The sequence below is a fragment of the Siminovitchia sediminis genome, from assembly GCF_042680885.1.
Lineage (GTDB): Bacteria > Bacillota > Bacilli > Bacillales > Bacillaceae_C > Siminovitchia > Siminovitchia sediminis.
Window position 1 is genome coordinate 34,323 of record NZ_JBHUEO010000020.1, and the last position, 24,036, is coordinate 58,358.

The window sequence follows — 24,036 nt, forward strand, 5'->3', positions numbered from 1 at the left end:
TTTTTTCTTTGTTCTTACTGAGTAAGTCCTTTATGTTTTTGCGCAGATTCAGCTATGCGCTTCGGCCAAAAGCTATACTTTCCAAGCAGTGTTAAAATGGCCGGTATGACCAGGGGGCGGACAATAAAAGTATCGATGAGTATTCCTAAGGCCATGATGAATCCGAATAATTTAAGTTCATAGAAAGGCATTGTGGCAAGGACCAGGAAGGTGGCAGCCAAAATTAAACCGGCAGAACTGATCACACCTCCCGTACGGTCAACCCCGCGTTTGACAGCTTCCTGAAAGGGCATGGTTTTGAGCTCTTCCCGGATTCGGGCAATCAGCATAATCGAATAATCCACACCGAGGGCAACCAGAAATACAAAGGAATATAGTGGAATTCGATAACTGATGGATTCAAGTCCGAGAAACAGTTCGAATAAGAACAACGAGAGCCCGATCGTAGCGGTATAAGAGAGCAGGATTGTTCCCATCATATATATAGGAGCCAAAATGGACCGGGTTTGAAGGCCAAGCATGATGGAAATAAGGATCACCATCAGGACAATCACCACAATGGTGTCTCGCATATTAATTTCCCTGAGATCTGCATTTTTGGCGGTTTCGCCGGAGATCAACAGGTCAGTGCCCGGCAAATCAGCCTTTTGCAAGATCAAATCGCTTTTTTCACGGATCGATTGCACAATATCCATGGCTTCATGTTCATACGGGTTTCCTTCAAGCACTAACGTAAACCTGGCGCTTTTATTGTCTTCAGAAAGCGGTATTCCCTGCGCAGTAACCTGGTCGACGCCCTCCATACTCTCCAATTCGTCAATGACAGTTTGAAGATTTTGCATGTTCAGCTCTTGCTCCGAGACGAATAGCAGCGTTCCGGGGGCTAAGCTGCCTTCAGAAAAATCTTCCTTCAGCTGCTCGTAGCCGATCTGTGATGACAGGTCATCCGGGAAGGACTCAAGGAGATCATAAGACTCTTTGAGGTTCGTCATATTCCATGAAGCTAAGGCCATGAGCAATGCAATGGAGATGAAAAATACAGCAGGACGCTTGATAACCCTCTCTGCTAATTTTCCCCAAATAGATGTTTTATCGGCCTTTTCATCACCAAACTTGGGGATGGAAGGCCAAAAAGCTTTTCTGCCAAACAGCGCAAATAGGGCAGGTAGAAGCGTCAGGCCTGCAACGAGCATGAGACCTGCAGCAATCGCAAAAGCCGGGGCAAAGTTCCGATAGGGTTCATATAACGTGAAAAATAGTGTAGCTACACCCAATACTATTGTGCTGCCGCTAAAGAAGATTGGCTCTTTTACATGACGCATCGTCTCGCGCATCGCCCTATGTTTCAGTTCATGGGTCCGAAGTTCCTCGCGGTAACGCGAGAAAATCAGCAGTGAGTAATCCGTTACTACAGCAAACAAAAGGATGGTCATAATGGATACTGCCTGACTGTCAATGCCAAACAGTCCTCCTTCTGCAGCTAATCCAATGACTTTATCTACCACGACATATACCATCGCAGCCCCAATAAGCGGGATAAAGGTCAATAGCGGGGAACGGTAAATAATCAGCAGCAATACGAGAATCAACCCGACGGTTGACAGCAGCAGAATGATGTCTGCGCGGGTGAACAGTTCCACTGCGTCGGCCGCAATTCCTGCAGGTCCCGTCCAGGATAATTTGATGTCATCCTTTACCGTAATTTGCTTTTTAATGTCATCCACTGCGGCATGCAAGTCATTGCCTTCCAGATCTTCGGATAGCGTGACCGGTATAAAGAAAGTCTGTTCATTCTCAGAGAGAAAAGAACTGCTTACCTCCGGCGGCAGTTTTGATAAAGGGATTGTTCCAATGTCTCCGTACTTTTCATTTATCCGTAAATTTTCAATCTTCTGTGCAAAGTGCAATATTTCCTCTTCTGTCAATCCATCTTCTTTTGAAAATACGGCAAATAAGGGGGGCCCATCATTCTCAGGGAAGTGTTTTTCCAGCTCATGTTCGGCAATAATTGATGGTGCCTGTTCGGGAAGCCCCGCATTTTTATTGGCAGTAACCACATCACTGGCGCTTGGTGCAAAGCTGGATAAAATACCGGCAAGGATCGCCCAGGCAAGTAACAAGCCGAGCCAAAGACGATTACCTTTGAATCTTCTATTATCCATGTCTTTTATTCACATCTCTCTCTGTAAAAAATGTGACAAACACAAACAAGAAAAAGCTGATCAGCAAAAGGCTTCCGCCGGCAATATAAAAGATTAACAAAAAAGGTTGGATGAACGTTGAGAGTCTGAAGAAACTGAAGCCACATTCCACCGGTCAATCCGATAGCTCCCAGAATAGCCGTCCACCCATGAAAAGTAACGAGTTACCTGGAGCGCACCTTCTACATCTTGTAAAAAACTCCCAAGGAAAGCCAGCCTACGAGTAAAATATGCGCATGGTCCGGACGAAATGCATAAGAACCTGCTTCTGCCATATGTGTATCCAAAAAGGTACCGATCAGCCCAAAAGTTGAGGCAATCCGTATGAGACGGGTACTCTATTTCTCCTGTGACACATTCATTCCTCCTGCTTTGTTCATGATAGGTCTAATATATAATCCGAATATCAACACAACATGAACTACAGGTTACAATTTGGCAATGTCACTGTAAACGTCATGCCTCGTTCTTTGTTCCTGTAAACATCCATCTCTCCTCCATGCAGCTTTACGCCTTGCTGGACAATTGAAAGGCCGGGGCCTGTTCCAGAAATCTCCTTTGTTCTTGATTCGTCCACTATGTAAAAGCGGTCAAAAATTCTGTCCAGATGTTCCTCATCAATGCCTATACCTGTGTCGCAAAAGGTAACTTTAACCTTGTGATCCTGCTCAGTCGGAGAAACCTCTATAGAGCCCCAGGGTTCGGTATATTTAATAGCATTGGACAATAAATTTTCCCATACTTTTTCAAGAAAAGCCGGATCTCCATCAAACTCCACCTCTTGCAATTCCATTGACAGGGACATCTCTTTTCCTCAAGCAGCCAACGATTCCTCCGCGTAACCTCTCTAATTTGCTGGTCAAGCTCAAACATTTTTTTCTGAAGAGGGGAGACCAGCTGATCCAGTGAGGTTAACAAGATAAGCTGCTGGGTCAAGGAGGACAGAGCTCCGTTTCCGATTGGATCACGCCGGCATAGCGGCGCGTTCAGATTCCGGCAGTTGACTGTCCATCATCAGCTCAGCGCACCCTTTAATATTAAGAAGCGGCGATTTGAAAGTCATGTGTAATCGTCCGATCCGGCCAAAAAGCCTTTTTCCTTATCTTCAAGTTCTCCTTTGGCGGTTAAAAGTAAGACGGGAATATCTGCTATTTCTTTTAATTTTTTTGTCAGTGTATAACCATCCATGTTAGGCATCATTACATCTACAACAGCAAGGTCCGGAAGCTGACGTTCGATCCGTTTTAAACCTTCCGAACCATCTGAAGCTGTTTAACCTGATGGCCAGCCTGCTTCAAGTGGACACTGACAAGATCCCGAATATGCGGATCATCGTCGACAACTAAAATATTCATCCTGCGGCAGCTCCTTTCGTTTTTAAACTGTTTTTATTATAAGGGACAAGGTGATTTAAGCCCAATAGATAAAAGTGTTATGATAGTATTGATTTTTATTGGAAAGAGGGGGTTCCCATGACTTCAACCATTGATATTCGCGTCTTAACTACGATTGAAGAAATGAACGAAATGCAGCAACTGGAGAATGCGATCTGGTCAGGGGAAGGCGGTATTCCAGTACACCAGACGATTACAGCAGTTCGTAATGGAGGCCTTGCCATTGGCGCCTACGATCAAGGCCAATTAGTCGGGTTCAGTTACGGTTTTCCCGGTTTTAAGGACGGAAAGGTATATCTGTGTTCACACAATATGGGGATCCATCCTGAGTACCGTGATGCTGGAATCGGTGCGTCGTTAAAAAATAAGCAAAAAGAAGAAGCGGCTAAACTGGGCTATGACATGCTGACATGGACGTATGATCCGCTAGAAACCCGCAATGGTTACCTCAACTTATCCAAATTGAGGGCGATCTGCAGTATCTATGTGGAAAATTCTTACGGGATATTTGAGGAAGGAATCAATAAGGGGCTTCCAACAGATCGATTTAAGGTGGAATGGTGGATTCACAGCCGGCATGTGGCCGAGCGGAAGCCTGTGTCTTTCAAAGAGGGGGCCGAACGGATACCATGGAAACACGGACAAACAGGACCAGTTTTGGTTGGTGATCTGTCAGTGCCTGAAGCGGATGAAATACTTGTACCGGTACCTAAAGCGTTTCAGTCAATCAAACTGGAAGATATGGAACTGGCGATGGACTGGAGAATGAAAACCCGGGAGCTATTTACCAAGCTTTTCGGGCAGGGGTATACCGCTGTCTCTTTGGTACGCAGCGAAGAGGGGCCTGTTCATCATTACTTGCTTGTAAAGAGATCGGAGCTTGATTTATAAGGGGAGGCTGAATCAGTATAAATAGATCGATAACTTTTTGAAAAAGTATTGAAGGAGGGCAGAAAATTGGTTGTCCGGACCGAAGTAGGCGGAAGATCTCCAAGGGCGTCCCAATTATCCTGAAAAATGAGTGAATGAGCTGCGCTGGTCGCCAAGGTTATCCTAGCATCTTGAAAAATCAGCGGGAGCCGGAGTGGTCGCCATAGGGTTGTTCAAGTATCCCGGAAAATGAGTGAGGGGCTGGAAGGTTCAATGAGCCGGGCTGGTCGCCAAGGATTATCCAAGCATCCGGAAAAGTCGGTGAATGAGCTGATATGGTGACCCAAGGTTCAAGCATCCCAAAGAATCTGTAAAAGGGACTAACCGGTCGCCATACACAGTTCGTGATGCGTAAAAAGCAGTGAAACTGCTGGTTACAAACTCCAGCAGATAGATGGTCTGCAGCCAAGCAAAGCCGAAGGCTTGATGCCATCGGCTTTGCTCTTCTTCTTGGCCTGCACAGTATAAGGGCGTTTCACTATCCATTGAGACTTCTTGGAGCCTGGCGATTTTGGTTTTATGCTGTTGGGATTGGATGCGGTGTGTCGGCCGTTGTGATGCTTTCTTTTTCAACCGTCAGCTGCTCCAATTTCTCCCGATTGATGTCAAATCCGATACCGGGTCCTTTTTGAACCTGAATGATTCCTTGATCCATCGTGACTTCCGGCTCAATAATGTCTTCGTCCCAGTAGTGGGAAGACGGAGCGGTATCTCCCGGAATGGTAAAATTGGAAAGGGAGGTCAAGGCAATGTTGTGAGCACGGCCGATCCCTGTTTCCAGCATGCCGCCGCACCATACTGGAACACCATTATCCTGGCAAAGGTTATGGATGCGTATCGCTTCGCCGAGTCCTCCGACGCGTCCGATTTTCACATTAATGATCCGGCAGCTGCCCAGCTGGATGGCTTTTCGAGCATCTTCCAGGCTATGGACGCTTTCGTCCAGGCAGATGGGCGTCTGAATTTCTTTTTGCAAAGTGGCATGGTCAATAATATCATCATGGGCGAGCGGCTGCTCAATCATCATGAGATTATAGGGATCCAGCTTTTTTAAATGATCGATATCATCCAGCGTATAAGCGGAATTCGCATCAGCCATTAAAGGGATGTCCGGAAACTTCTTTCGAACGGCATCAATATATTCGAGATCCTCACCCGGTGCTATCTTTACTTTAATCTTTCTAAAACCTTCATCCACATAATCACCGACTTTTTCCGCCAGCTTTTCAGGAGAAGCCTGGATGCCGATACTTTTTCCGACTTCAATCTCGGTTTTTGTACCACCGATCAATTCAGCCAAGGAGATGTCATTTTTCTTGGCAAACAAGTCCCAAATCGCTGTTTCTATTGCTGATTTTGCTATTTGATTCCTTCTGACAAACGTAAGCATGTCATGGACATCCATAGGATGTTTAATCGTTTGATGAATCACCCTCGGAATAAAGAAATTCTTCAACATGTAAACCGTCGTATAGGTTGTCTCTTCGTTGTAATAAGGCTCGTCGCTGGCTGTCGTTTCCCCCCAGCCGGAAATCCCTGATTCATCAATTGCTTCTACAAGGCAAATGTGTTTTTCATTGAACGTTCCAAAGCTTGTTGTAAAAGGGGCCACTAATTTCATTTTTACTGTGTGGAGGACCACTTCTTTAATGTGAATTGGTTTCAACGCGTACTCTCTCCTTTTCGGCAATCACTTTAACTATCTCGGCGATAATTTTAATCCCATTGAACATGGCTTCACGATTAAAGGTCATCTGCGGATGGTGAAGTCCGGGCTTCAGGTCGCATCCAAGCCCGACCATGGTCGCTTTTAGTTCAGGCTTTTTAATGGTGTAAAAATGGAAGTCATCTCCGCCGGGTGTAACAATCGGTTCCATTGTGCGGTCAGCTCCCAAAACTTTCGAAATCGCCATTCTTGAAATATCCTCCGCTTCGGGGGATACCTCTGCAGCGGCAATGCCGTATTCCTTTGTTACATGAATGCTGGTCTGATACAGCTGTTCCGTTGCCTTCAAAGTGTCATGGACCTTTTCCTTCAACAATTCCATATGCTTATTTGTCTGTGCACGTAAATCGAAGGCCAGTGACGCTTGACCCGGAATAATGTTGACGCTCTTTCCCCCAGCCTGAAACTTTGTTACTTTTACTGAATGTGGTACAGAAGGGTCCAAGTGGATCGCGTTAATCGCATTTACGATATGAGTTCCTACATCAATGGCATTATTCGTCAGGTGAGGTCTTGCTCCGTGGGCGTCATCTCCAATAATCTCACATTCAATGGAAGCAGCGGCCCCGTGAATAATTGCTGGTGTGGCATATCCGTCCGAAGCTTCCTGAACAGGCCGCAAATGGATGCCAAATAAATAATCCACATCGTCTACAGCGCCTTTTTCAACCATTTTTAGAGCTCCGTCACCGACCTCTTCAGCCGGCTGAAAAATAAATCTTACAGTAACCCGCTCCTTGATGGAAGGATCCTCAGCCAATGTCCATAAGGCGCCCAGCACCATCGTCATATGTGCATCATGGCCGCATGAGTGGTTGGCCTGAAAAGTTCCGTCCACCTCCTGCCACAGGGCATCCATATCGGCACGGATGGCGATGACAGGCTTGCCTTTTGACACCTCGCCGAAATCGGCAATAACGCCCGTACAGTCACTGAACGTCGTTACTTTGCAGCCTGCTTTTTCAAGCTGCTCTTGAATAAAGCGGCTGGTGTTCTTCTCTTCCCAACTAATTTCAGGATGTGTATGCAAATACTCAAACGTATCCAGCACATCCTGCCTAAACTGTTCATCTTGCATGCCTGTTGATTCCTTTCTTAAATCATTATTTGAATTAATGTATCTTATGAAGAAAAATCATGTAAGTCCCTGTCCGCTGAAACAGTCTATTGTTTCATGTAAAACCCCATAAATTCTCTTTCTATTATAAATTATAGGCTTGTCAATAAAGGGAATCAACTCGATGGACGTACAGGGGAAATAGAAATAGTACAAATCATGGCCGGTTCTTATAGTTGGAAAGGGAAAGTCCGGGGAACTATAAGCTGGTATGATGTTTTTCACGTAAAGCATGTGCAAGAATGATAACGTCTTCCATAATTTCCGCTTTTTTATGGGAAGGAAAGCGCTCATAATCAGTCAGCAGACGGCGCATCTCTCGTAGAAACAATTGGTTTTCTTCTGTAATCGCCATAAGGTGCCCTCCGGTCATTTTTTCATCATTTACTTGGCGAGTCGGTCACAAAATATATATAATTCCTTTATCCTTTGGTGACAGTTCCTAAACATGTTTGTAATCAGTTTGTTATATCTTTGACCCACCGGGCAAAAGAGCCCCTTTAGGAAGCGTTTTAAAACATGTGCCTCAGGGGCTTGAGCTCCTGGTCCTGATTGGGTCTCCTTCATGCTTTACTGCCCTATCTTCTAAACCAATCAGCGTTCTCATCCATATGCACAAAAGGGATGTCGGTTTTGACTTCCCCGGTAATTTGCCGGGTGCGGATCGGCAGACCATCCAGCCAGGCTCCAAAATCAAATTCTGTCGGCTCCTGATCTCCTCCCAAAGCCATCCATGTCTTCATGTCTTTTGGAAAGTATGCAGAAGTGTGAATGGTCCCGGCCCAACTGCTGTACAAATCAGAAAAAACTCCTTTGTCCGTATCATTCAGCAGGCGAAAAGCTTCATAGGCATCAGAGGAGGGATTGTTTCGAATGGTCTTCAGTCTTCTCTGAGAATCTGTAAGGTGGTGGCGGTTTTCGTGTTTCAGCACTTCAAAATGGTTTGTACACACTTGGGATTGCCTGACGGTTACTTCTCTGGGAGTCGCCTCCACTATGTAAGTCTCGCCGCTTTTGTCATACACAATATAGCTGAACGAGTGGCGGTGCGGGATTTCTTGTAAAAGAGCGACGGCTTCCTGGACATCAGCGCATGTCTCCAGGATCAACCTGCCGATCATTCCGCAAATAAAACCGTCCTTCGGATTCTTTCGGTTCATAAAATTGTATCCCATGGCGAGGCCTTTTTCGTTTAATCCATCTGATCGTCCGGTAATCCTCTGGCTCGGCCCTACCGTCGCATAACCATGCTGTTTTGGCTGAAAAAATACATATCTGCCTTCGTACGTTTTCGGGTGATAATCATAATTTCTGATCATGTATCCATCCCCTGTCACAATCGAGCACCCGGAACGGGGGATTTCCAGACGATAGCCCCCAAATTCTGTCAAAACACGCTCAATTGGCCATTCCAGCGCTTCCTGAAGGCCAAGAAGCTCATCCCAAATTCCAGGTGCAATCGGGGTAATAGCCATTTTCACTTCGTGCGCATCTATGTTGAATCGCGGCCTGCGTACTTTCCATTGATTTTCCCTATTTATAACTGTCAGAGAATCCTTTAACAGCTGTCCCTGCAACATGCCGAAATCAAAATGAGAACCGCGGAATTGTATGACTTCACTATAGATTTTTTTCATAACGGGCTCCTTTTCTTATGGAAACGTATTTAGGCTTATTTTATGGGAAGGGAGTGGGCAAGGCAATGGGTTTGCAGATAGTACTAGTGGTCTTTGTATAAATGGCAGTTGCGGTTTAAAGCGCGAACTCGGGATCCAAAGCGCGAAACCGGGATCCAAAGCGCGAAACCGAGATCCAAAGCGTGAAACCGCGGTACAAAGCGCGAAACCGCGGTACAAAGAGCAAACTTGTGATTCAAAGCGCGAAACCGCGGTACAAAGCGCGAAACCGGGATCCAAAGCGCGAAACCATGATTCAAAGCGCGAAACCGCGATTCAAAGCGCGAAACCGGGATCCAAAGCGCGAAACCGTGATTCAAAGCGCGAAACCGTGATTCAAAGCGCGAAACCGGGATTCAAAGCGCGAAACCGGGATCCAAAGCGCGAAACCGGGATCCAAAGCGCGAAACCGCGATTCAAAGCGCGAAACCGCGGTTCAAAGCGCGTAACCAGGATTCAAAGCGCGAAACCGCGGTTCAAAGCGCGAACTCGTGATTCAAAGCGCGAAACCGGGATCCAAAGCGCGAAACCGTGATTCAAAGCGCGAAACCGCGGTACAAAGCGCGAAACCGGGATCCAAAGCGCGAAACCACTGTTCAAACTGAGCTCCGGATTCCCTAACCGAAACATCAAAATAAGTCTTATTTATTTTGTAAAGGAATTAAGGAGTAGGGTAGAAGGTATTTTCTGTATCTGGTACCACCCTCATGTTTTAATTTCAATTCACTGAGCAACCGGTGAACTACGTGCCGATTTGGCAATTGAAGAAACTCTTGCATTTGCGGATTTGTTATAGTATCTCCGATTAGTAAAATATAGTCAGCTAATGCAGCGATATGGGCATTTTTTGATACACCTTTACAAGAAGGGCATGTCCATGTTCCGTGTGTACGATTCATAGGTAAAAAAGAGCATTTTGGACAATGGACGCCTTTTAAAATCTCTCTTACCGAGATTTGGAATTCACGAAGTGGATGATAGCTTCCTGGGGTATGTTTGTTCATGAAGAGCTTTGTTAATGCATAGATGGTATTTTTAGAGAAAATCTCCTTATGATATTTATTTTGAAATTCTTTGATTTTGGAATCAATACTATAGCTATGGATGATTTGCTGAGAAAAAGGGGTATTGTTCCTGGATTCTATAAATGCTGAGGGGTTGCTCATTACCGCGAGGGGTTCTATAGGCGGTAAGTTAAACTTGCGGGAGGCAAGCCAGCTTTTCAATTGAGCTTCTTGCCGGTTTAATTGCGGAATAGGATTTGGTAAAACTCTTTTGTCTCCATGATTTGTAAATTGAATAAGTTGCTCAAATGTATGATCCAAAACAATATGTCCACTATAGTTATTAATTTCCAACAAAGTCATAAAATAAGGGGAAAGAATCAGGGTATCCATTTGAAAATAATAGCCGAGTCCGTTTTGCAGGCGTAAATCATGTAAAATATAATATTCCTTGTCCGGTAAAAAAGTTAAATGGTAATCAATGGATTTTTCTCCACGGATTCCAGAACGCCGGTTAGCTAACTCAGATTTTAAATCGGCTAACTTTAAGTGATGACGAGGTAATCGTCGTATTAAAGCTTCTAGTTTTAAAACTTTTTCATCCGGATCGCGTGTCTTTACTATCATTCAATCACTCCTTTTTATTCGGTTAAAGAAGGCTTTCTACATGATTCGTAAAAATCCTTCATAAAAAGCTAAGGCTTGGTTCCGGTATCGCATCCAGGCTCTTCATTGTCTCGATGTCCTCGTGGATTCACAGTCGGATCTTCACCTAGATACGTGGTCCGGTAATGTCACCATAAATTTCATCCGATCTGCCTTACCGAACTCAATAACATCCAAAAAAAAACGCCCCCGAAGGGCGCTTTTTCATTGATCTCAGATCAATAAATGGAACAGCGTACTGTCCTTATTGACTTCTGTGTAAGAAATGTTGCTTTTTTTCATCCGTTCGATGAGTCCGGCATAGTCCTCACGGCGCTTCAGTTCAATGCCGACCAGGCCTGGCCCTCTTTCCTTGTTGTTTTTCTTCGTATATTCAAAAGTAGTGATGTCGTCATCTGGACCCAATACTTCATCCAAAAATTCTCTTAATGCACCTGCGCGTTGCGGGAAGTTAACGATGAAGTAATAGAGTAATCCTTCATACATCAACGATTTTTCTTTAATTTCCTGCATTCTGCTGATGTCGTTGTTTCCGCCGCTCAGCACACAGACAACCGTTTTTCCTTTAATTTCTTCTTTGTAAAAGTCCAGGGCTGCGATAGGGAGGGCGCCTGCCGGCTCAGCAACAATAGCATGTTCGTTGTACAGGTCTAAAATAGAAGTACAGACTTTTCCTTCCGGAACGGACACAATATCATCGACATATTTTTTACAAAGTTCAAATGTTTTCTGGCCGGCACATTGAACCGCAGCGCCATCAACAAATTTATCAATGGAAGGAAGCGGGGTGACGGCATTGTTTTCCAGCGCTGCTTTCATGCTCAAAGCGCCTGCCGGCTCCACACCAATCATTTTGGTGTGCGGCGATACATTTTTAATATATGTGCTTAATCCCGCCATCAGTCCGCCGCCGCCGATACTGCCGAAGACAAAATCAACAGGAGCATGAACATCATTCATAATCTCGATAGCGACTGTTCCCTGGCCGGCAATAATGTCCAGGTCATCAAAGGGATGAATAAAAATGCATCCTTCTTTTTCCGAATATTCATTCGCTTCAGCAGAGCATTCGTCAAATGTATCACCGGTAAGTATGATTTCGATATGGTCCCGGCCAAACATTTTTACCTGGTTTATTTTTTGCGTTGGCGTCGTTTGCGGCATAAAAATGGTTCCTTCAATTCCAAGGTGGGCGCATGCGTACGCAACGCCCTGGGCATGGTTGCCGGCACTGGCACAAACGACTCCGCTTTTTTGTGCTTCCTGCTCCACCGCTTTGATTTTATAGTAAGCACCACGAAGCTTAAATGAGCGTACGTGCTGCAGATCTTCTCTTTTCACATACACTTGGCAATCATATTTCTCAGATAACCGCTCGTTTTTTTGCAAAGGTGTATGTGCCACTACATCTTTTAAAGACTGATGTGCAATGAGAATATCTTCCAAATTCAAGGTTTTTGTTTTTTCCTCCGTAGTATTCATGGCTCATTCACCCTCCGGTTTGGTATAAACATTTCTATATTATAACATGAATGGGACAAAAATTACACACGAGTATTCAAAACATTTTGGAGGAAACATTTACACCGTATAAGTATATTCGATGATTACGTGGCTGATGATTTCCAATGCTCCGGGCTGGATATCCGTGGGGCTTTCACTGACAGCAAACGCCTGGGTCTGAATCGGAATCACCTCTTCACCTGTCCCTTCCGCAACAGATAGAGGGGATTTTTCCAGCTGTAATCCCATGGTCTTAGCAATGGTTTCCGCCTTGCCCCTGGCATTCTGTATAGCCAGTGTCAATGACTGCCGGTAGTGATGATCATAGTCGGATACTGAAAAAGTGATGCTCGGCACCACATTGGCTCCGTTTTGTACAACTGTATCGACAAAAGGGCCTGTGCGGTCGATATCTGTTAGCGTAATCAGGAGCATGTGCTCCACTTTATAATTTCTAAAGTGCTTCTTTCCCTGGTTGTAATCGTGTTGGGGATAGATCGAGTAATCGACCGTTTTTATTTCTTCCGGTGGAATCCCTGCGCGGTTCAACCCCTTTTTAATGGCAGAGACCATATTGGCGTTTTCTCTTTGCGCTTCAGCCAGCGCCTGCCGTTCGACTGACACTCCGAATCTGACTTCTGCCCGATCAGGCTCCACCGAGAGCCTTCCTTCACCTGTTACTTTTATGACTTTTGGCTTGCTTTTCACCGTTCTGTACGCAGGTGGATAGTACATGAATATTCACCGCTTTCCATTGTTTAGTTTCATAATTATGATGAATATAAGTATAAAACAACCTTGTTTAAAAAAGAATGCCGGGCAGAAGTTCAAACCGTTTAAAAAATAATTGAAGTTGACGTAACGTAAACTTGTATACTTGTGGTAGATGTAAAGGGGGGCTTGCGTTGATTACAATCAGCCAATTGGCTAAAAAAGCTAGTGTAACAACAAGAACCTTGAGGTACTATGATTCTATTGGTTTATTGACCCCTTCCGGAACCACGAAAGGCGGGCACAGAACATATAATGAAAAAGAGATTTTCAGGCTTCAGCAAATTCAATTTTTAAAAAAAGCAGGTTTTTCCTTAAAAGAGATCAAGACGATGCTTGAAGGAGAAGCGGACATTGCCGGCCACTTGGAAAAACAGCTCCGCTGGATCCGTTCGGAACAGCAGGTTTTAAAGAAAATGGAGAGAGATGTAGTGGGACTCCTGCATTCTTATTCAATGGAAGGAAAGCTGAACTGGTCCCTCATTATAGAGATGCTTCAATATCAGCAGGCCGGTCAAGCTGAAATGAAACAGCTTTCGCAGCAAATGTTTGGAAACCATGCCGAAGAAATCCGGGCAAAGCTTCCGAATGTCAATGATGACAATGAAGAGACAAAAGAATGGATTCGTTTATTAGTGGAAGTCCAGCAGATGATTGACCTGCCTCCGGAGTCGGCGAAGGTTCAAGAGATTATAAGGGAAATTTGGATGAAATCCACAGCTTTGTTCGGCGATGATGAATTGCTTCAGCAGCAGCTGTGGGATGTACGGAAATCACCGGAAAAGTCACTTAAGCTCGGCTGGTATCCGCTGGATAAAAACTTATTGCAGTTTTTGGATCAGGCCTTTGCGGTATACGAACAGGAAAGGGGCAAAGAACATGACGGAATGGATTCTTCAGTATAAGTGGCTTTTTCTAATATTGGGCGAGATCATTTTTTGGGTAAGCCTTCTTGGGTTTTTTGTGATCAGGTATGCGTTTGGGCGGGAACAACTAAGCAAATATTTTATTTTGGTCTGGATTTTCAGTGATGTCTGGCTTTTGGTGCTTGGTATATTGGATTACAGGCATACCGGGACATTTGACACCTTTCAAGTAGTCATTCTGATTTTCTTGTTTTATGCGTTGACATTTGGAAGAAATGATATGAAAAATCTTGACCGCTGGGTAAAAAGAAAGATTAAGAAAGTGAAAGGCGAGCCTCTTCATGAGGATCAAAACAGCATGAAGTTATACGGCATGGCATATGCAATCAAACAAGGGAAAGATCTTATGAAACATGTGCTGATGTTTGCTGCCGTGATGATTGTTATGAGTTTCTTTGTGGATTTTCGCGGATTCAGCCACCTTGCAGGAGATAAGAATTTGGGTGATATGCTTGGAAGCACCATTGAAAATGGATGGTTTGCAGATCCGGTTCTCGGGAAGATCACAGGCGTCTGGACACTTATTTTAATCATTGATACGGTTATTACAGTTTCATATTTTGTATTTCCAAGAAGGGCATCATAAATCGATGCTCTTTTTTCTTTTCGAATTCATAACCATAGGAATAATGTTAAAATAAGCGATATGGGTTTTTTAGGAAGGATGATAAAGTAATGGAAGAGAAGTTTAGCAGACCGAAAGGGTTTGGACAGATTCTGGATCATACATTTAGTTTAAGCAAGACGCATTTTAAAGACTTTTTCTTGATTTTACTCATTTTTATGGGGCCTGTATATTTGCTGCAGGCGCTTGTGCAATGGGCTTCCGGAGTTAGTTTTTTCAGGGAAGTCGGAACGGGAGACAACTGGTTTGACCAAATGGTGAACAGCTTTGACGAAACACAGCAGCCCGTGAATGTGGCGGGTGATTTGGGGATCGCGCTGGTTGGTTTTATCATGCTCTTCCTGGCTCCTGTTGCCGGGGCAGCCATCATGATTGCCATTGACCGTGTGAGAAAAGGAGAAAGTTATACAGTTGGATCTGTCATCAAGCAGGCATTTTCCCGGTATGGGCCGATGCTGGGAAGCACGATATTATATGGGATCATTGCATTTGCTTTATTTATCGTTCCTTTAATTATCACTGTGCTTGCCGGCATCTTTGGTGCGTTCATTGATCCGGCATTTGGGATTATATCGGCCATCTTGCTTTTTATTGGCTTTGGTATCGGAATGGGTTTGCTGCTTACCCGCTGGAGCCTTTATTTTGGCTCTGTCGTATTTAAGGAGGACACGCCGGGACTAAACAGAAGCTGGATGCTGACGAGAGGGCGGACATGGGTTCTGTTCGGACTTTATATTGTGTTTTCGCTCATTGTGATGGCGATCAGCGTCGCGATGGAAATGACGTTTGGCATGCTGCTTGGTAACAGTGTTTTGCTTTCCCTCATTATTAATTTCGTCAGTATCTTCACAACCCTGATTTTTACGGTGGGCTATGCTGTGATGTATTTTGATGCAAAACTTCGGTACGATGCGGATGACCTAAAAGCAATGATCGATGACTATCAAGCCCCAAAAATTTAAGTTAGGTGATGGCTCATGTTAGATGCCGACCAGGCAAGACAGCGGTTGGAGGACATTTTAAGCAGGGCGGAATACACCGCGTATCAGGAAGAAAAAAGTTTTCTTCAAGTGTGGTGGGAAAGTGCCAAGGAATGGATAGCCAGTCAGCTGGAAAAACTTTTTTCTTCTTCTGAGGCTGCCAGCGCGGCCTCCGGGCCCGTTCTGGCGGGGATGATGATACTGGTCCTCCTCCTTTTGGGGGCTGCTGTGTACTGGCTGATCCGCCAGACGCACAGATCCAGAAAATATAAGGACCGGTCTCCGTTCACCAATCAGGAACTTGAATGGACGTATGGCAGGCATCTGTCGGAAGCTTTCAAGCAGGAAAGTGAGAAGGAATACTCCATGGCTGCCCGCCACTTGTTTTTGGCGTTACTTCTGTATTCTCATCAGCAAAAGTGGCTGGAAGCCAGAGTTTGGAAAACGAACTGGGAGTATTATGATGAATTAAAAAGGTCCAACAGCGAATGGGCCGGCCAATTTTACCAATTGGCACGTATATTTGATGAAGTAACATACGGTAAACGAGAACTCGATAAAGAGGATTTTGAACCATTTCGAAAAAAAGTGATGGAACGGCTGGAAGAGCCGCACACGTCTATAGAAAGATAGGGGGCGGAAGATTGCAAAGATCAGGAAAAAGAACATGGATCACGCTTGTCATTCTTCTTGTCTGTTTCTTGGCTGCAGGGTATGTTCTGCAGTCCAAACAGCCCGCCGCATATTTGGACTATGTGTCTGATTCCCCCTCTCCAACAGGCACGAAAGCCTTCTATACATATGTAAAAGAAGAAGCAGAATCAGTAAAAAGGTGGAATAAGCCGCCCGGCAAATTGGCGGACGGAGATGGCAGGAAGGTCCTTGTCATGATTGAACCGCAGTTACCTCCCAAAAGCGAAGAAATGGAAGCTTACGAAGAATTTATGAAAGCCGGCCATACCCTCATACTGTTTAAGAACAATCCGCAAGGGATGTTTGATATCAAGACCAACCCCGTTACAGCAGCTGAACCAGAAGAAGGTTTGGTTTATGACCGGCAAGACATCAGCCGTCAAGCGCAAGTGTCCTATGGAAGCCGGCTGCAGACTGATCAGGGAGATGACATTCTGATTTATGATGATGCCGGAACCATGGCTCTTGAGCGCCCGGTCGGCAAAGGGAAGTTAATTGTTTCAATGTTTCCTGAATGGCTGATGAATAGGAACCTCTTAACAGATGATCATGTCCCCCTTTTGGTTTCCTTGTTCAATGAGGCGGGCAGCGATCATCTGTTGTTTGATGAATATGTCCATCAGCCGCAGGGTGCTGCAAAGGTCATGCATGTTTATCCGATGTGGTTTTTGCTTGTGATGTTTCAAGGGGCCCTCCTCCTGATCCTTTGGCTTTGGCATCAGGGGAAGCGGTTCGGGCCAATATACAGGCCGAGAGAAGCAACCGTGCGTTTCAGCGATGAGGGGATTCGCGCACTGGCTGCCTGGTATAAGAGAAGCCGCCTCTATCATGACTCGGTTGCCATTCAGGCGGACTACTTAAAATTTGTTTTACAAGAAAGATGGCATATACCATACCAGGAGGGGTGGAGCTCTGTTTCCGGTTTGATCAAAAGAAGCCGCGGCCGAATTGACCAAAAGGAGATTGATTCTTTTACGAATGGGTTAACGGAAGTATTGAATAAAGACAGGCTGAGTAAACAGGAGTATATATTCTGGTCAAAACAAATTGACAGGATGAGGAAAGTGGTGGAAGAACAATGAACACGCAAATCGTAAAGCTGCTGGAAAAATACGAAGAACGGATTCTTGGACAGGGAATGAATCTCCGGCTCTTGCTTTCTGCCATTCTGGCAGGAGGCCATGTCCTGATAGAAGGGGTGCCGGGTACGGGTAAAACAGCCATGGTCCGTACACTTGCCAAACTATTGGGCGGCAGGTTCAACCGCATCCAATTTACACCGGATCTCCTTCCGAGTGATATTACCGGAAGTGTCATTTACAACGTAAAAGAAGGTTCTTTTGAAACCTTGAAAGGCCCCATCTTCACCAACATTTTACTGGCCGATGAAATTAACCGGACACCTGCCAAAACGCAGGCTGCCCTATTGGAAGCCATGGAAGAAAAACAGGTCACGATCCAAGGGACTACCTACCCGCTGGACGAGGTGTTTTTCGTAGTGGCTACACAAAACCCGATTGAATTTGAAGGTACTTATCCGCTGCCGGAAGCACAGCAAGATCGTTTTCTGTTTAAGCTGTTGATAGACTTTCCTGCTTTTGAAGAGGAAAAAGATGTTTTGAAGCTTGTATTGGCCAACAGCTTTTCTGCTTCTGAAGCAGAGCCAGTGATCAGCATGGATCAATTTTTACAGATCAGAAGGGAGATCGAGCAGGTAACGGTTAACGATACGATATTGGAATATATGACGCATATTGTCAGAAGAACAAGGGAAACCGAGACAATCCGGTTTGGCGCCAGTACTAGGGCTGCGATATCGATGGGTAAAGCGGCTAAATCCTGGGCTTATTTGGACGGCCGGGATTATGTCACTCCGGATGATGTGAAAATGGTGGCGAAACCATCTCTCAGACACAGGATTCAATTATCTCCGCATGTGGAATTGGAGGGAGGAAATGTTGACCAAGTCATTGAAGAACTTGTGGGCTCGGTTCCTGTTCCAAGATAGAGGGATATTGCCAACGAAGCGGCTCCTGTGGATTTACCTGGGAATCTCTGTTTTTTTTGTTTTGCTTGGAGGATTTTTACCTATCTCTTGGCCGGTCATCATTATAATGAATCTTTTCATTTTAGCCGCCAGTTTGGCAGATGTATTTTTTTCTCCGAGGAAAGAAGAGTTAAGCTTGATGAGAACCCTGCCGGATGAATGGGAACGCGGGCTGCCTTATACGATCCACATGCAAGTGGAGAATCGCTCAGAGTATCCTTTTTCCTATGCATTTGTCGATGATCTGCCGCAATCATTTCTTCGTCCGTTTCCGGTTGTCGGAAAAGGAGAAAAAAGAGCGGTCACCCAAGCCTCCTACAATACTCGTGCGTCTGTCAGGGGGGATTACGCGGTGAACAAGCTGTATTTTCGCTACCAAAGTGTATGGGGGCTCTGGGAAAAACAAATAACTGTGGAAATCCCGCAAGAAGTGAAAGTCATCCCCGACATGACGGAAACGAAGCATTACCTGCAGGATGCACAGAAATTTTTATTGCACGAAGGGGAAAAAATCCGCAAATATTCCAGCGGCTCGGGAGAGTTTGCCCAGATCCGAAAATATGCAGCGGGGGATGACCCGCGCATGATTAACTGGAGACAGACAGCCAAACTCCAAGAAGTCATGACCAATGAATATGAACCGGAGCACGGAAAATATATTACGATTTTATTGGATTGCGGAAGAATGATGGGCGCCGAATTGAAAAAGGGAAACCGCTTGGAACGCTCATTGGAAGCGGCCATGACGGTAGCAGCCGCTGCACTGAAAAAAGGTGATTACGTCTCCGTCCTTGTGTTTTCAAAAGGGGTAAAGGGTTATGTGCCGCCTGCGAAAGGGATGGAACACTTACAGTTAATCTTAAAGACTATCTATTCTGTCCAGGCCGATCCGGTCGAATCAAATTATGGAGCCGTTTTTTCATTTTTGGAGACCATGCAGAAAAAACGCAGTCTTCTCCTGTTGTTCAGTGATATTCGGGCATTTTTGTATGAGGAAAGCATGCTGGATCATTTGATGAAAATCAGGAGAAGGCATGTGTTCTTCATGATCGGTGTAAAAGACGAAGCGGTTCAAAGGCGGATTAGCGAAAGGCCGAATCATGTGGAGCAGGCAATGATCAAAAGTATTGCCCAACAGCAGATGCTGTTTCAAAAGAGAGAAAAGGCTAATTGGGAAAGCCGGGGACTGCTTATGGTCGAAACAGAGGAGGGAAAACTGGCATCAGCAGCGGTTTCCTATTATATAGATATGATGAACCGGAATCTTTTGTAGATATGGCCGGGTGAAGTGTCCGAACGGGTTATAACGCTCCTGTTTGACGTGGATTCAGTCCTGTCCGAGTAAGATGAAATACTATCCGTTCGTCAGCAGATTGTCCGCAGAATAGGAAATACTGTCCGATCTTCAGAAATACTGTCAACGAACTGAAATACTGTCAGCCGTTTCGATAATACTAGCCGAGTAAGATGAAATACTATCCATCGTAAGCAGGTACTGTCTGCAGAATAGTAAAATAATGTCTGAATTTCATAAAATACTATCCGCTGAAACAGGGATACTGTCCGCATGATCAGTAATACTGTCCAACACCGCTGCGTATTGTCCACGCGGTCAAAATGGGGGCTCAGCCCCCGCTTTCACGCAAGTAGCGTCTTTTTCCGACAATTATGTAAAATACCAATCCCAGAACGGTCAGCACAGCAAAGAAGTATTTGGCTTCAAGCGGGAGAGCTGCCGGTGTAATAAAGCCTTCGATCACTCCGGCGATAATGAACAGGGGAACCGTTCCAAGCAGCAGCTGGATAGATCGTTTGGCGTTCACCTTTAATTGGTGGCCTCTAGAAAAAGATCCCGGCACAAATAGTTTGTATCCCATCAACAGTCCTGCACCGCCCGCAATGAATATCGCTGTAAGCTCGATCATCCCGTGAGGAACGATATATGCCCAAAATTCATATGCTTTTCCATGGCTCCAAAACAGGGCGGCAAGCGCTCCGACGATGATTCCGTTATATATGAGGACATAGACGGTCAGCAAGCCGAAGGTGATACCGCCGGCAAAAGCCAGTATCGCCACTTGGATATTGTTTGTCATGATGTTGGCGGACATGATTGAGGAATTCCACTGGCTATCCGCACTGCCCAATGCATCAGGGTCAACCCCGTAGGCAATGTCCGGCGGGAGAATAGCATATATATTCTGCGGATCCTGCAGTACAGCGATATAGCTGCCAATAAAACCGAATGTAAAAAGCGCAAATGCTGCTGCAACAAATTTCCACTGTCCCCAAAGGAGCCGGATAAAGACCGTGCTGAAAAAATGGCGAACTTGCTGCATGCTGGACATTTGATCTCTGTATAAAACATTATGAGATTTGGAGACGAGTCCATTTAAATAAAATGTGACCTCCTCATGCGGTAAGTAAGTTTGAGCGTATGAGAGATTTTGTACAGCCTTTTGATAGAGCCGGTAAAACCGATCAACTGAAGCTCCTGAAACATTTTTGCGCTTACGCATCAGAGCATGAAGCTGTTCCAGCTCCTTCCAGTCCTCACGGTGCATTTGAATAAATTGATTTGTATTCATGCGGCCTATCACCTCTCATCACGTACTCTCTATATAGTAGCATGCCGGAGAATGAGATACACCTCAAAGAAGGAAGTGATTTTGATGGATAAAGACCAGATCGGCATTAAAACGCCGGAGTATGTTTCTATACAATTTCAGCTGGCCGGCCTTGGAAGCAGGATCGCGGCCCAATTGCTGGATCAGCTTATTCTGACCTCGTTTAATCTTGTGGTCATCATTATTTTATTCGTTTTGCTGGGCAGGGATGCTTCCTTTTCCGGATTGGAGAATGAAGTAAACTCCATCATATTGGGTGCAGCCATTATCATCGTATTTATCGCAAACTGGGGTTACTTTGTCTTCATGGAATATTTCTTTGGAGGTAAAACGATTGGAAAAAGAGTCCTGGGCATTCGCGTTATTCAAGAAAATGGACACAGCCTGACACTGCTTTCAAGTTTCATCCGAAACTTCCTTCGAATCATTGACCAGCTGCCTGCCAGTTATTTGCTGGGGATGCTGATGATCTTTTTTCATTCAAAGCATAAAAGAATTGGGGATCTCGCTGCTGGAACCATTGTGGTGCACGAACGGAAAGCAAAAAGTAACAGAAAGCTTTCACTCATAGAAAAAGAGATTCATAAAAGAGGAATATCCAAAAATGATCTTCCTGTTGAACCGCTGACTTTACGATCCATTCGTGCACAGGATTGGGATTTGATCCGTACTTACAGCAGCCGCTTATGGCAACTGCCTGCCAGTGAACGTGAGGAGATCACAAGGAAAGTTGCGGAAGTGGTATTTCCAAAATTTGGATGGGAGACAACGGGAAAAAGTATGGCCGAGCTTGAGGGCACATTGTTAGCGTTATACGTAAAACTGAGAGATGAATGGGAGTATGAATCGTAGGTGAGTGTGAGGGAGAGAATAATTGTTCTTCTTCCTCCTTTTTAATAGATTGAAAAAGTACAGAAAAAAATTAAAGAAAACGTTTACAAAAACTCCTGTTTTAATATATACTAAAAACACCCAAAAAAAGGAGTGATAATTTTTATGAACAAAACTACAAAGAATGGACTCATTTTTGCCATTATACACACTGCCTTTTTCTTGAATTTAGCGTTGGATTTATCACTTCTTTCTTAGTTTCATGAATTTATAAAGCGCTTTCATGAAATGGTTTTTCCCTGGCTCTCTTTATTAAGAGAGTCCTTTTGTATGATCTCCGCTTATCCATCTGTTCAGCAATCCGTGATCTATTCCAACTTTTTAAAGGTTGTAATTAACTTGAACAGCAGTCTTACAGATTGTTTGGCTGAAAAGGGAAAGTAATTTGCCGGCAACTGTCCGGTTCAACTGGACCCAACCATTAAATAGACGAAGCCAAAGTGTATCAGGTCTGACAATGGGTGATCCTCTTAAGAAGGGTTCAACTACATTAAATCATAAATGTTTTTATGCCCCAAAAATATAAAATCCCCTTTTTGTCATTCAGGCAGGAAGTGGATTTTCTTCTGCTCAGGTGGAATACTTGACCTGAGAGACGTACCATAGTATTCTTGCGTTGAATTTGCATCGTTAGGCAAAAGCAGTGTAAAAAGGAGAAGTGGATATGCAAAATCTACAAGGAAAAAATGCTTTGATTACGGGAGCCGGCAGAGGGATCGGACGGGCAACAGCCTTGGCTTTTGCCAGGGAAGGAATCAACGTGGGGCTTGTCGGAAGAACGTTCGATCATCTTGAGAAAGTGGCAAAAGAACTTCAGGAATTCGATGTCAAAGTGACCGTGGCGGTGGCAGATGTGTCAGATCCTGCGGCAGTCAAATCAGCAGTTGAGCACGTACAATCAGATCTCGGTTCAATTGACATTTTGATCAACAATGCGGGAATTGCCAAGTTTGGCAAGATCCTGGAACTTTCACCGGAGGAATTTAAAAAAATCATCGATGTTAATCTGATGGGAACCTACTATGTGACAAGAGAAGTTCTGCCGGATATGATGGAAAGGAAAACGGGAGATATTATCAATATTTCTTCTACCGCCGGCCAGAAAGGCGGCCCGGTGATGAGTGCTTACAGTGCTTCCAAGTTTGCCGTATTGGGTTTAACAGAATCCATTATGCAGGAAGCCAGAAAATACAATATCCGTGTATCAGCCTTGACACCAAGTACGGTTGCTACTGACCTGGCTTTTGCAGAAAACTTGACAGACGGGAACCCGGAAAAAGTCATGCAGCCGGAAGATCTTGCAGAGCTTATGGTTGCTCAGCTGAAGCTCAACCGGCGCGTCTTCCTCAAGGAAGCAGGTTTGTGGTCGACAAACCCATAATTACATATTTCAGCCGGTCATCCAGAGGAAGGGTAGATGAACAGATATGTTTCATCTATCCTTTTTGTATTTGAATAATATATTCTTTATGAACCTTGAGTGTCACCATCACTTCGATATTCAAGAATATCCCCGGGCTGGCAATCCAAAGCCTTACAAATCGCCTCTAATGTTGAAAAACGAATCGCCTTTGCCTTTCCATTTTTTAAAATGGAAAGATTGGACATCGTAATTCCTACCTTTTCAGAAAGTTCCGTAACACTCATTTTTCTTTTAGCCAGCATCACATCTAGATTGATGATAATCGCCATCTTTTTCACCTCAAACTGTTAAATCATTTTCTGATTTTATATGGATGGCTTCTTGTAAAAGCCTTTGAAGGACAGCGGCAAAGACTGCAATCACCATTGGGGCAAAAACAAGCATCATCCCAATAATGATGACACCCGGGGCGTCATCCAGCTCCGCAAAGATATAGAAAAGCGGCAAGCCGATTACATACATACCGCTGATGGTGATGGCACAATTTTTTATCTTCTTTAAAGCTATTACCGAAAGTTCCGAGAACGCTTGGTTCTTGTCAATATAACTTAACAGTTGAAATGCCTGATATAACGCCATGTAAAAGGGTATGGCTGATCCATACATAATTAGGAGAATGCCAAGTATGACATAATCCCATCCTGAAATGCCTTCCCTTACATTCCTTGCGATTACAGGTATCATAAATATACAAAAAGCAAGAACGGGAGTTCCAATGACAAAAATCGCTAACTTTAAAAATAGGGTTGACCCTCGTTTCATCCTAAGCACCTCACTTCATGTTTATCAACCTTAATTTTAAGATAATACTTATCGATATTCAATAAATATTTATT

At 44.5% G+C, this 24,036-nt stretch carries 26 protein-coding genes and 1 pseudogene; 12 read left to right on the forward strand and 15 right to left on the reverse strand.

The window, feature by feature from the left end:
* Positions 1 to 14 precede the first annotated feature (14 nt).
* The 4 genes and pseudogenes from ACFSCZ_RS08985 to ACFSCZ_RS09000 all read right to left on the reverse strand — a co-directional run bounded on the left by ACFSCZ_RS08985 (position 15) and on the right by ACFSCZ_RS09000 (position 3,440).
* A complete protein-coding gene (locus tag ACFSCZ_RS08985; protein WP_380773573.1) occupies positions 15 to 2,162 on the reverse strand; it encodes an MMPL family transporter in 2,148 nt (715 codons plus the stop codon).
* Positions 2,155 to 2,527, reverse strand: a pseudogene (locus tag ACFSCZ_RS08990) (hypothetical protein). Before ACFSCZ_RS08990 ends, ACFSCZ_RS08985 begins: the two are co-directional and overlap by 8 nt.
* Positions 2,528 to 2,622: 95 nt before the next feature.
* Positions 2,623 to 2,994, reverse strand: coding sequence for a sensor histidine kinase (locus ACFSCZ_RS08995; RefSeq protein ID WP_380773574.1), 372 nt, complete (start codon positions 2,992 to 2,994; stop codon positions 2,623 to 2,625).
* Positions 2,995 to 3,260: 266 nt separating this feature from the next.
* The gene (locus ACFSCZ_RS09000) at positions 3,261 to 3,440 is read right to left on the reverse strand and encodes a response regulator (RefSeq protein WP_380773608.1); all 180 of its coding nucleotides are present in this window, start codon (positions 3,438 to 3,440) and stop codon (positions 3,261 to 3,263) included.
* A 233-nt stretch (positions 3,441 to 3,673) separates the two neighbouring features.
* Here ACFSCZ_RS09000 and ACFSCZ_RS09005 point away from each other — a divergent pair, with 233 nt between their 5' ends.
* Positions 3,674 to 4,486 carry a GNAT family N-acetyltransferase gene (locus ACFSCZ_RS09005; RefSeq protein ID WP_380773575.1) on the forward strand — a complete coding sequence of 271 codons (813 nt, stop codon included), beginning with the start codon at positions 3,674 to 3,676 and terminating at the stop codon, positions 4,484 to 4,486.
* Between the two features lie 276 nt (positions 4,487 to 4,762).
* On the opposite strand, the gene ACFSCZ_RS09010 is transcribed toward ACFSCZ_RS09005, so the two are convergent.
* From ACFSCZ_RS09010 to ACFSCZ_RS09030, 5 genes are all read right to left on the reverse strand, one after another.
* On the reverse strand, positions 4,763 to 5,011 hold the full coding sequence (locus ACFSCZ_RS09010) for a hypothetical protein (protein WP_380773576.1): 249 nt from the start codon (positions 5,009 to 5,011) through the stop codon (positions 4,763 to 4,765).
* A 31-nt stretch (positions 5,012 to 5,042) separates the two neighbouring features.
* Entirely contained in the window at positions 5,043 to 6,182 is a 1,140-nt protein-coding gene (gene menC, locus ACFSCZ_RS09015) for an o-succinylbenzoate synthase (RefSeq protein WP_380773609.1), read from the reverse strand.
* The gene (locus ACFSCZ_RS09020; protein ID WP_380773577.1) at positions 6,172 to 7,329 is read right to left on the reverse strand and encodes a M20 peptidase aminoacylase family protein; all 1,158 of its coding nucleotides are present in this window, start codon (positions 7,327 to 7,329) and stop codon (positions 6,172 to 6,174) included. Before ACFSCZ_RS09020 ends, menC begins: the two co-directional genes overlap by 11 nt.
* Positions 7,330 to 7,567: 238 nt before the next feature.
* Positions 7,568 to 7,723 carry a hypothetical protein gene (locus ACFSCZ_RS09025; protein WP_380773578.1) on the reverse strand — a complete coding sequence of 52 codons (156 nt, stop codon included), beginning with the start codon at positions 7,721 to 7,723 and terminating at the stop codon, positions 7,568 to 7,570.
* Between the two features lie 223 nt (positions 7,724 to 7,946).
* A complete protein-coding gene (locus ACFSCZ_RS09030; protein WP_380773579.1) occupies positions 7,947 to 9,005 on the reverse strand; it encodes a C45 family autoproteolytic acyltransferase/hydolase in 1,059 nt (352 codons plus the stop codon).
* Positions 9,006 to 9,187: 182 nt separating this feature from the next.
* Here ACFSCZ_RS09030 and ACFSCZ_RS09035 point away from each other — a divergent pair, with 182 nt between their 5' ends.
* The gene (locus ACFSCZ_RS09035; RefSeq protein ID WP_380773580.1) at positions 9,188 to 9,379 is read left to right on the forward strand and encodes a hypothetical protein; all 192 of its coding nucleotides are present in this window, start codon (positions 9,188 to 9,190) and stop codon (positions 9,377 to 9,379) included.
* A complete protein-coding gene (locus ACFSCZ_RS09040; RefSeq protein WP_380773581.1) occupies positions 9,376 to 9,579 on the forward strand; it encodes a hypothetical protein in 204 nt (67 codons plus the stop codon). Before ACFSCZ_RS09035 ends, ACFSCZ_RS09040 begins: the two co-directional genes overlap by 4 nt.
* Positions 9,580 to 9,685: 106 nt before the next feature.
* Here ACFSCZ_RS09040 and ACFSCZ_RS09045 read toward each other — a convergent pair whose 3' ends face one another.
* The 3 genes from ACFSCZ_RS09045 to ACFSCZ_RS09055 form a co-directional block, all read right to left on the reverse strand.
* The gene (locus ACFSCZ_RS09045) at positions 9,686 to 10,675 is read right to left on the reverse strand and encodes a nuclease-related domain-containing protein (RefSeq protein WP_380773582.1); all 990 of its coding nucleotides are present in this window, start codon (positions 10,673 to 10,675) and stop codon (positions 9,686 to 9,688) included.
* A 252-nt stretch (positions 10,676 to 10,927) separates the two neighbouring features.
* Positions 10,928 to 12,196 (reverse strand): threonine ammonia-lyase IlvA, encoded by a 1,269-nt coding sequence (gene ilvA, locus ACFSCZ_RS09050; protein WP_380773584.1) that lies wholly within the window; start codon positions 12,194 to 12,196, stop codon positions 10,928 to 10,930.
* Between the two features lie 99 nt (positions 12,197 to 12,295).
* Positions 12,296 to 12,952: an SIMPL domain-containing protein gene (locus ACFSCZ_RS09055; protein WP_380773585.1), complete on the reverse strand. Its 657-nt coding sequence runs from the start codon at positions 12,950 to 12,952 to the stop codon at positions 12,296 to 12,298.
* Between the two features lie 170 nt (positions 12,953 to 13,122).
* Here ACFSCZ_RS09055 and ACFSCZ_RS09060 point away from each other — a divergent pair, with 170 nt between their 5' ends.
* From ACFSCZ_RS09060 to ACFSCZ_RS09090, 7 genes are all read left to right on the forward strand, one after another.
* Entirely contained in the window at positions 13,123 to 13,893 is a 771-nt protein-coding gene (locus ACFSCZ_RS09060; protein WP_380773586.1) for a MerR family transcriptional regulator, read from the forward strand.
* Positions 13,868 to 14,500 carry a hypothetical protein gene (locus tag ACFSCZ_RS09065; protein ID WP_380773587.1) on the forward strand — a complete coding sequence of 211 codons (633 nt, stop codon included), beginning with the start codon at positions 13,868 to 13,870 and terminating at the stop codon, positions 14,498 to 14,500. The genes ACFSCZ_RS09060 and ACFSCZ_RS09065 overlap by 26 nt, the downstream gene beginning before the upstream one ends.
* Before the next feature lie 89 nt (positions 14,501 to 14,589).
* Positions 14,590 to 15,501 (forward strand): hypothetical protein, encoded by a 912-nt coding sequence (locus ACFSCZ_RS09070; RefSeq protein WP_380773588.1) that lies wholly within the window; start codon positions 14,590 to 14,592, stop codon positions 15,499 to 15,501.
* Positions 15,502 to 15,516: 15 nt separating this feature from the next.
* Positions 15,517 to 16,152, forward strand: a complete 636-nt coding sequence (locus ACFSCZ_RS09075) for a DUF4129 domain-containing protein (protein ID WP_380773589.1) — start codon at positions 15,517 to 15,519, stop codon at positions 16,150 to 16,152.
* A gap of 11 nt (positions 16,153 to 16,163) precedes the next feature.
* Complete coding sequence (locus tag ACFSCZ_RS09080; RefSeq protein ID WP_380773590.1) at positions 16,164 to 17,294, forward strand: DUF4350 domain-containing protein; 1,131 nt, start codon at positions 16,164 to 16,166, stop codon at positions 17,292 to 17,294.
* Positions 17,291 to 18,220: an AAA family ATPase gene (locus ACFSCZ_RS09085; protein ID WP_380773592.1), complete on the forward strand. Its 930-nt coding sequence runs from the start codon at positions 17,291 to 17,293 to the stop codon at positions 18,218 to 18,220. The genes ACFSCZ_RS09080 and ACFSCZ_RS09085 overlap by 4 nt, the downstream gene beginning before the upstream one ends.
* Positions 18,168 to 19,532 carry a DUF58 domain-containing protein gene (locus tag ACFSCZ_RS09090; protein ID WP_380773593.1) on the forward strand — a complete coding sequence of 455 codons (1,365 nt, stop codon included), beginning with the start codon at positions 18,168 to 18,170 and terminating at the stop codon, positions 19,530 to 19,532. The genes ACFSCZ_RS09085 and ACFSCZ_RS09090 overlap by 53 nt, the downstream gene beginning before the upstream one ends.
* 352 nt (positions 19,533 to 19,884) lie before the next feature.
* Here the strand turns inward: ACFSCZ_RS09090 and ACFSCZ_RS09095 are convergent, their stop codons facing one another.
* On the reverse strand, positions 19,885 to 20,847 hold the full coding sequence (locus ACFSCZ_RS09095) for a stage II sporulation protein M (protein ID WP_380773594.1): 963 nt from the start codon (positions 20,845 to 20,847) through the stop codon (positions 19,885 to 19,887).
* Between the two features lie 84 nt (positions 20,848 to 20,931).
* Between ACFSCZ_RS09095 and ACFSCZ_RS09100 the strand changes: the two genes are divergently transcribed.
* Both ACFSCZ_RS09100 and ACFSCZ_RS09105 read left to right on the forward strand, forming a co-directional pair.
* The gene (locus tag ACFSCZ_RS09100; RefSeq protein ID WP_380773595.1) at positions 20,932 to 21,738 is read left to right on the forward strand and encodes an RDD family protein; all 807 of its coding nucleotides are present in this window, start codon (positions 20,932 to 20,934) and stop codon (positions 21,736 to 21,738) included.
* Between the two features lie 703 nt (positions 21,739 to 22,441).
* On the forward strand, positions 22,442 to 23,158 hold the full coding sequence (locus ACFSCZ_RS09105) for a 3-ketoacyl-ACP reductase (protein WP_380773596.1): 717 nt from the start codon (positions 22,442 to 22,444) through the stop codon (positions 23,156 to 23,158).
* A gap of 86 nt (positions 23,159 to 23,244) precedes the next feature.
* On the opposite strand, the gene ACFSCZ_RS09110 is transcribed toward ACFSCZ_RS09105, so the two are convergent.
* A complete protein-coding gene (locus ACFSCZ_RS09110) occupies positions 23,245 to 23,469 on the reverse strand; it encodes a helix-turn-helix domain-containing protein (RefSeq protein WP_380773598.1) in 225 nt (74 codons plus the stop codon).
* Between the two features lie 10 nt (positions 23,470 to 23,479).
* On the reverse strand, positions 23,480 to 23,962 hold the full coding sequence (locus ACFSCZ_RS09115) for a DUF2975 domain-containing protein (RefSeq protein ID WP_380773599.1): 483 nt from the start codon (positions 23,960 to 23,962) through the stop codon (positions 23,480 to 23,482).
* Positions 23,963 to 24,036 lie beyond the last annotated feature (74 nt).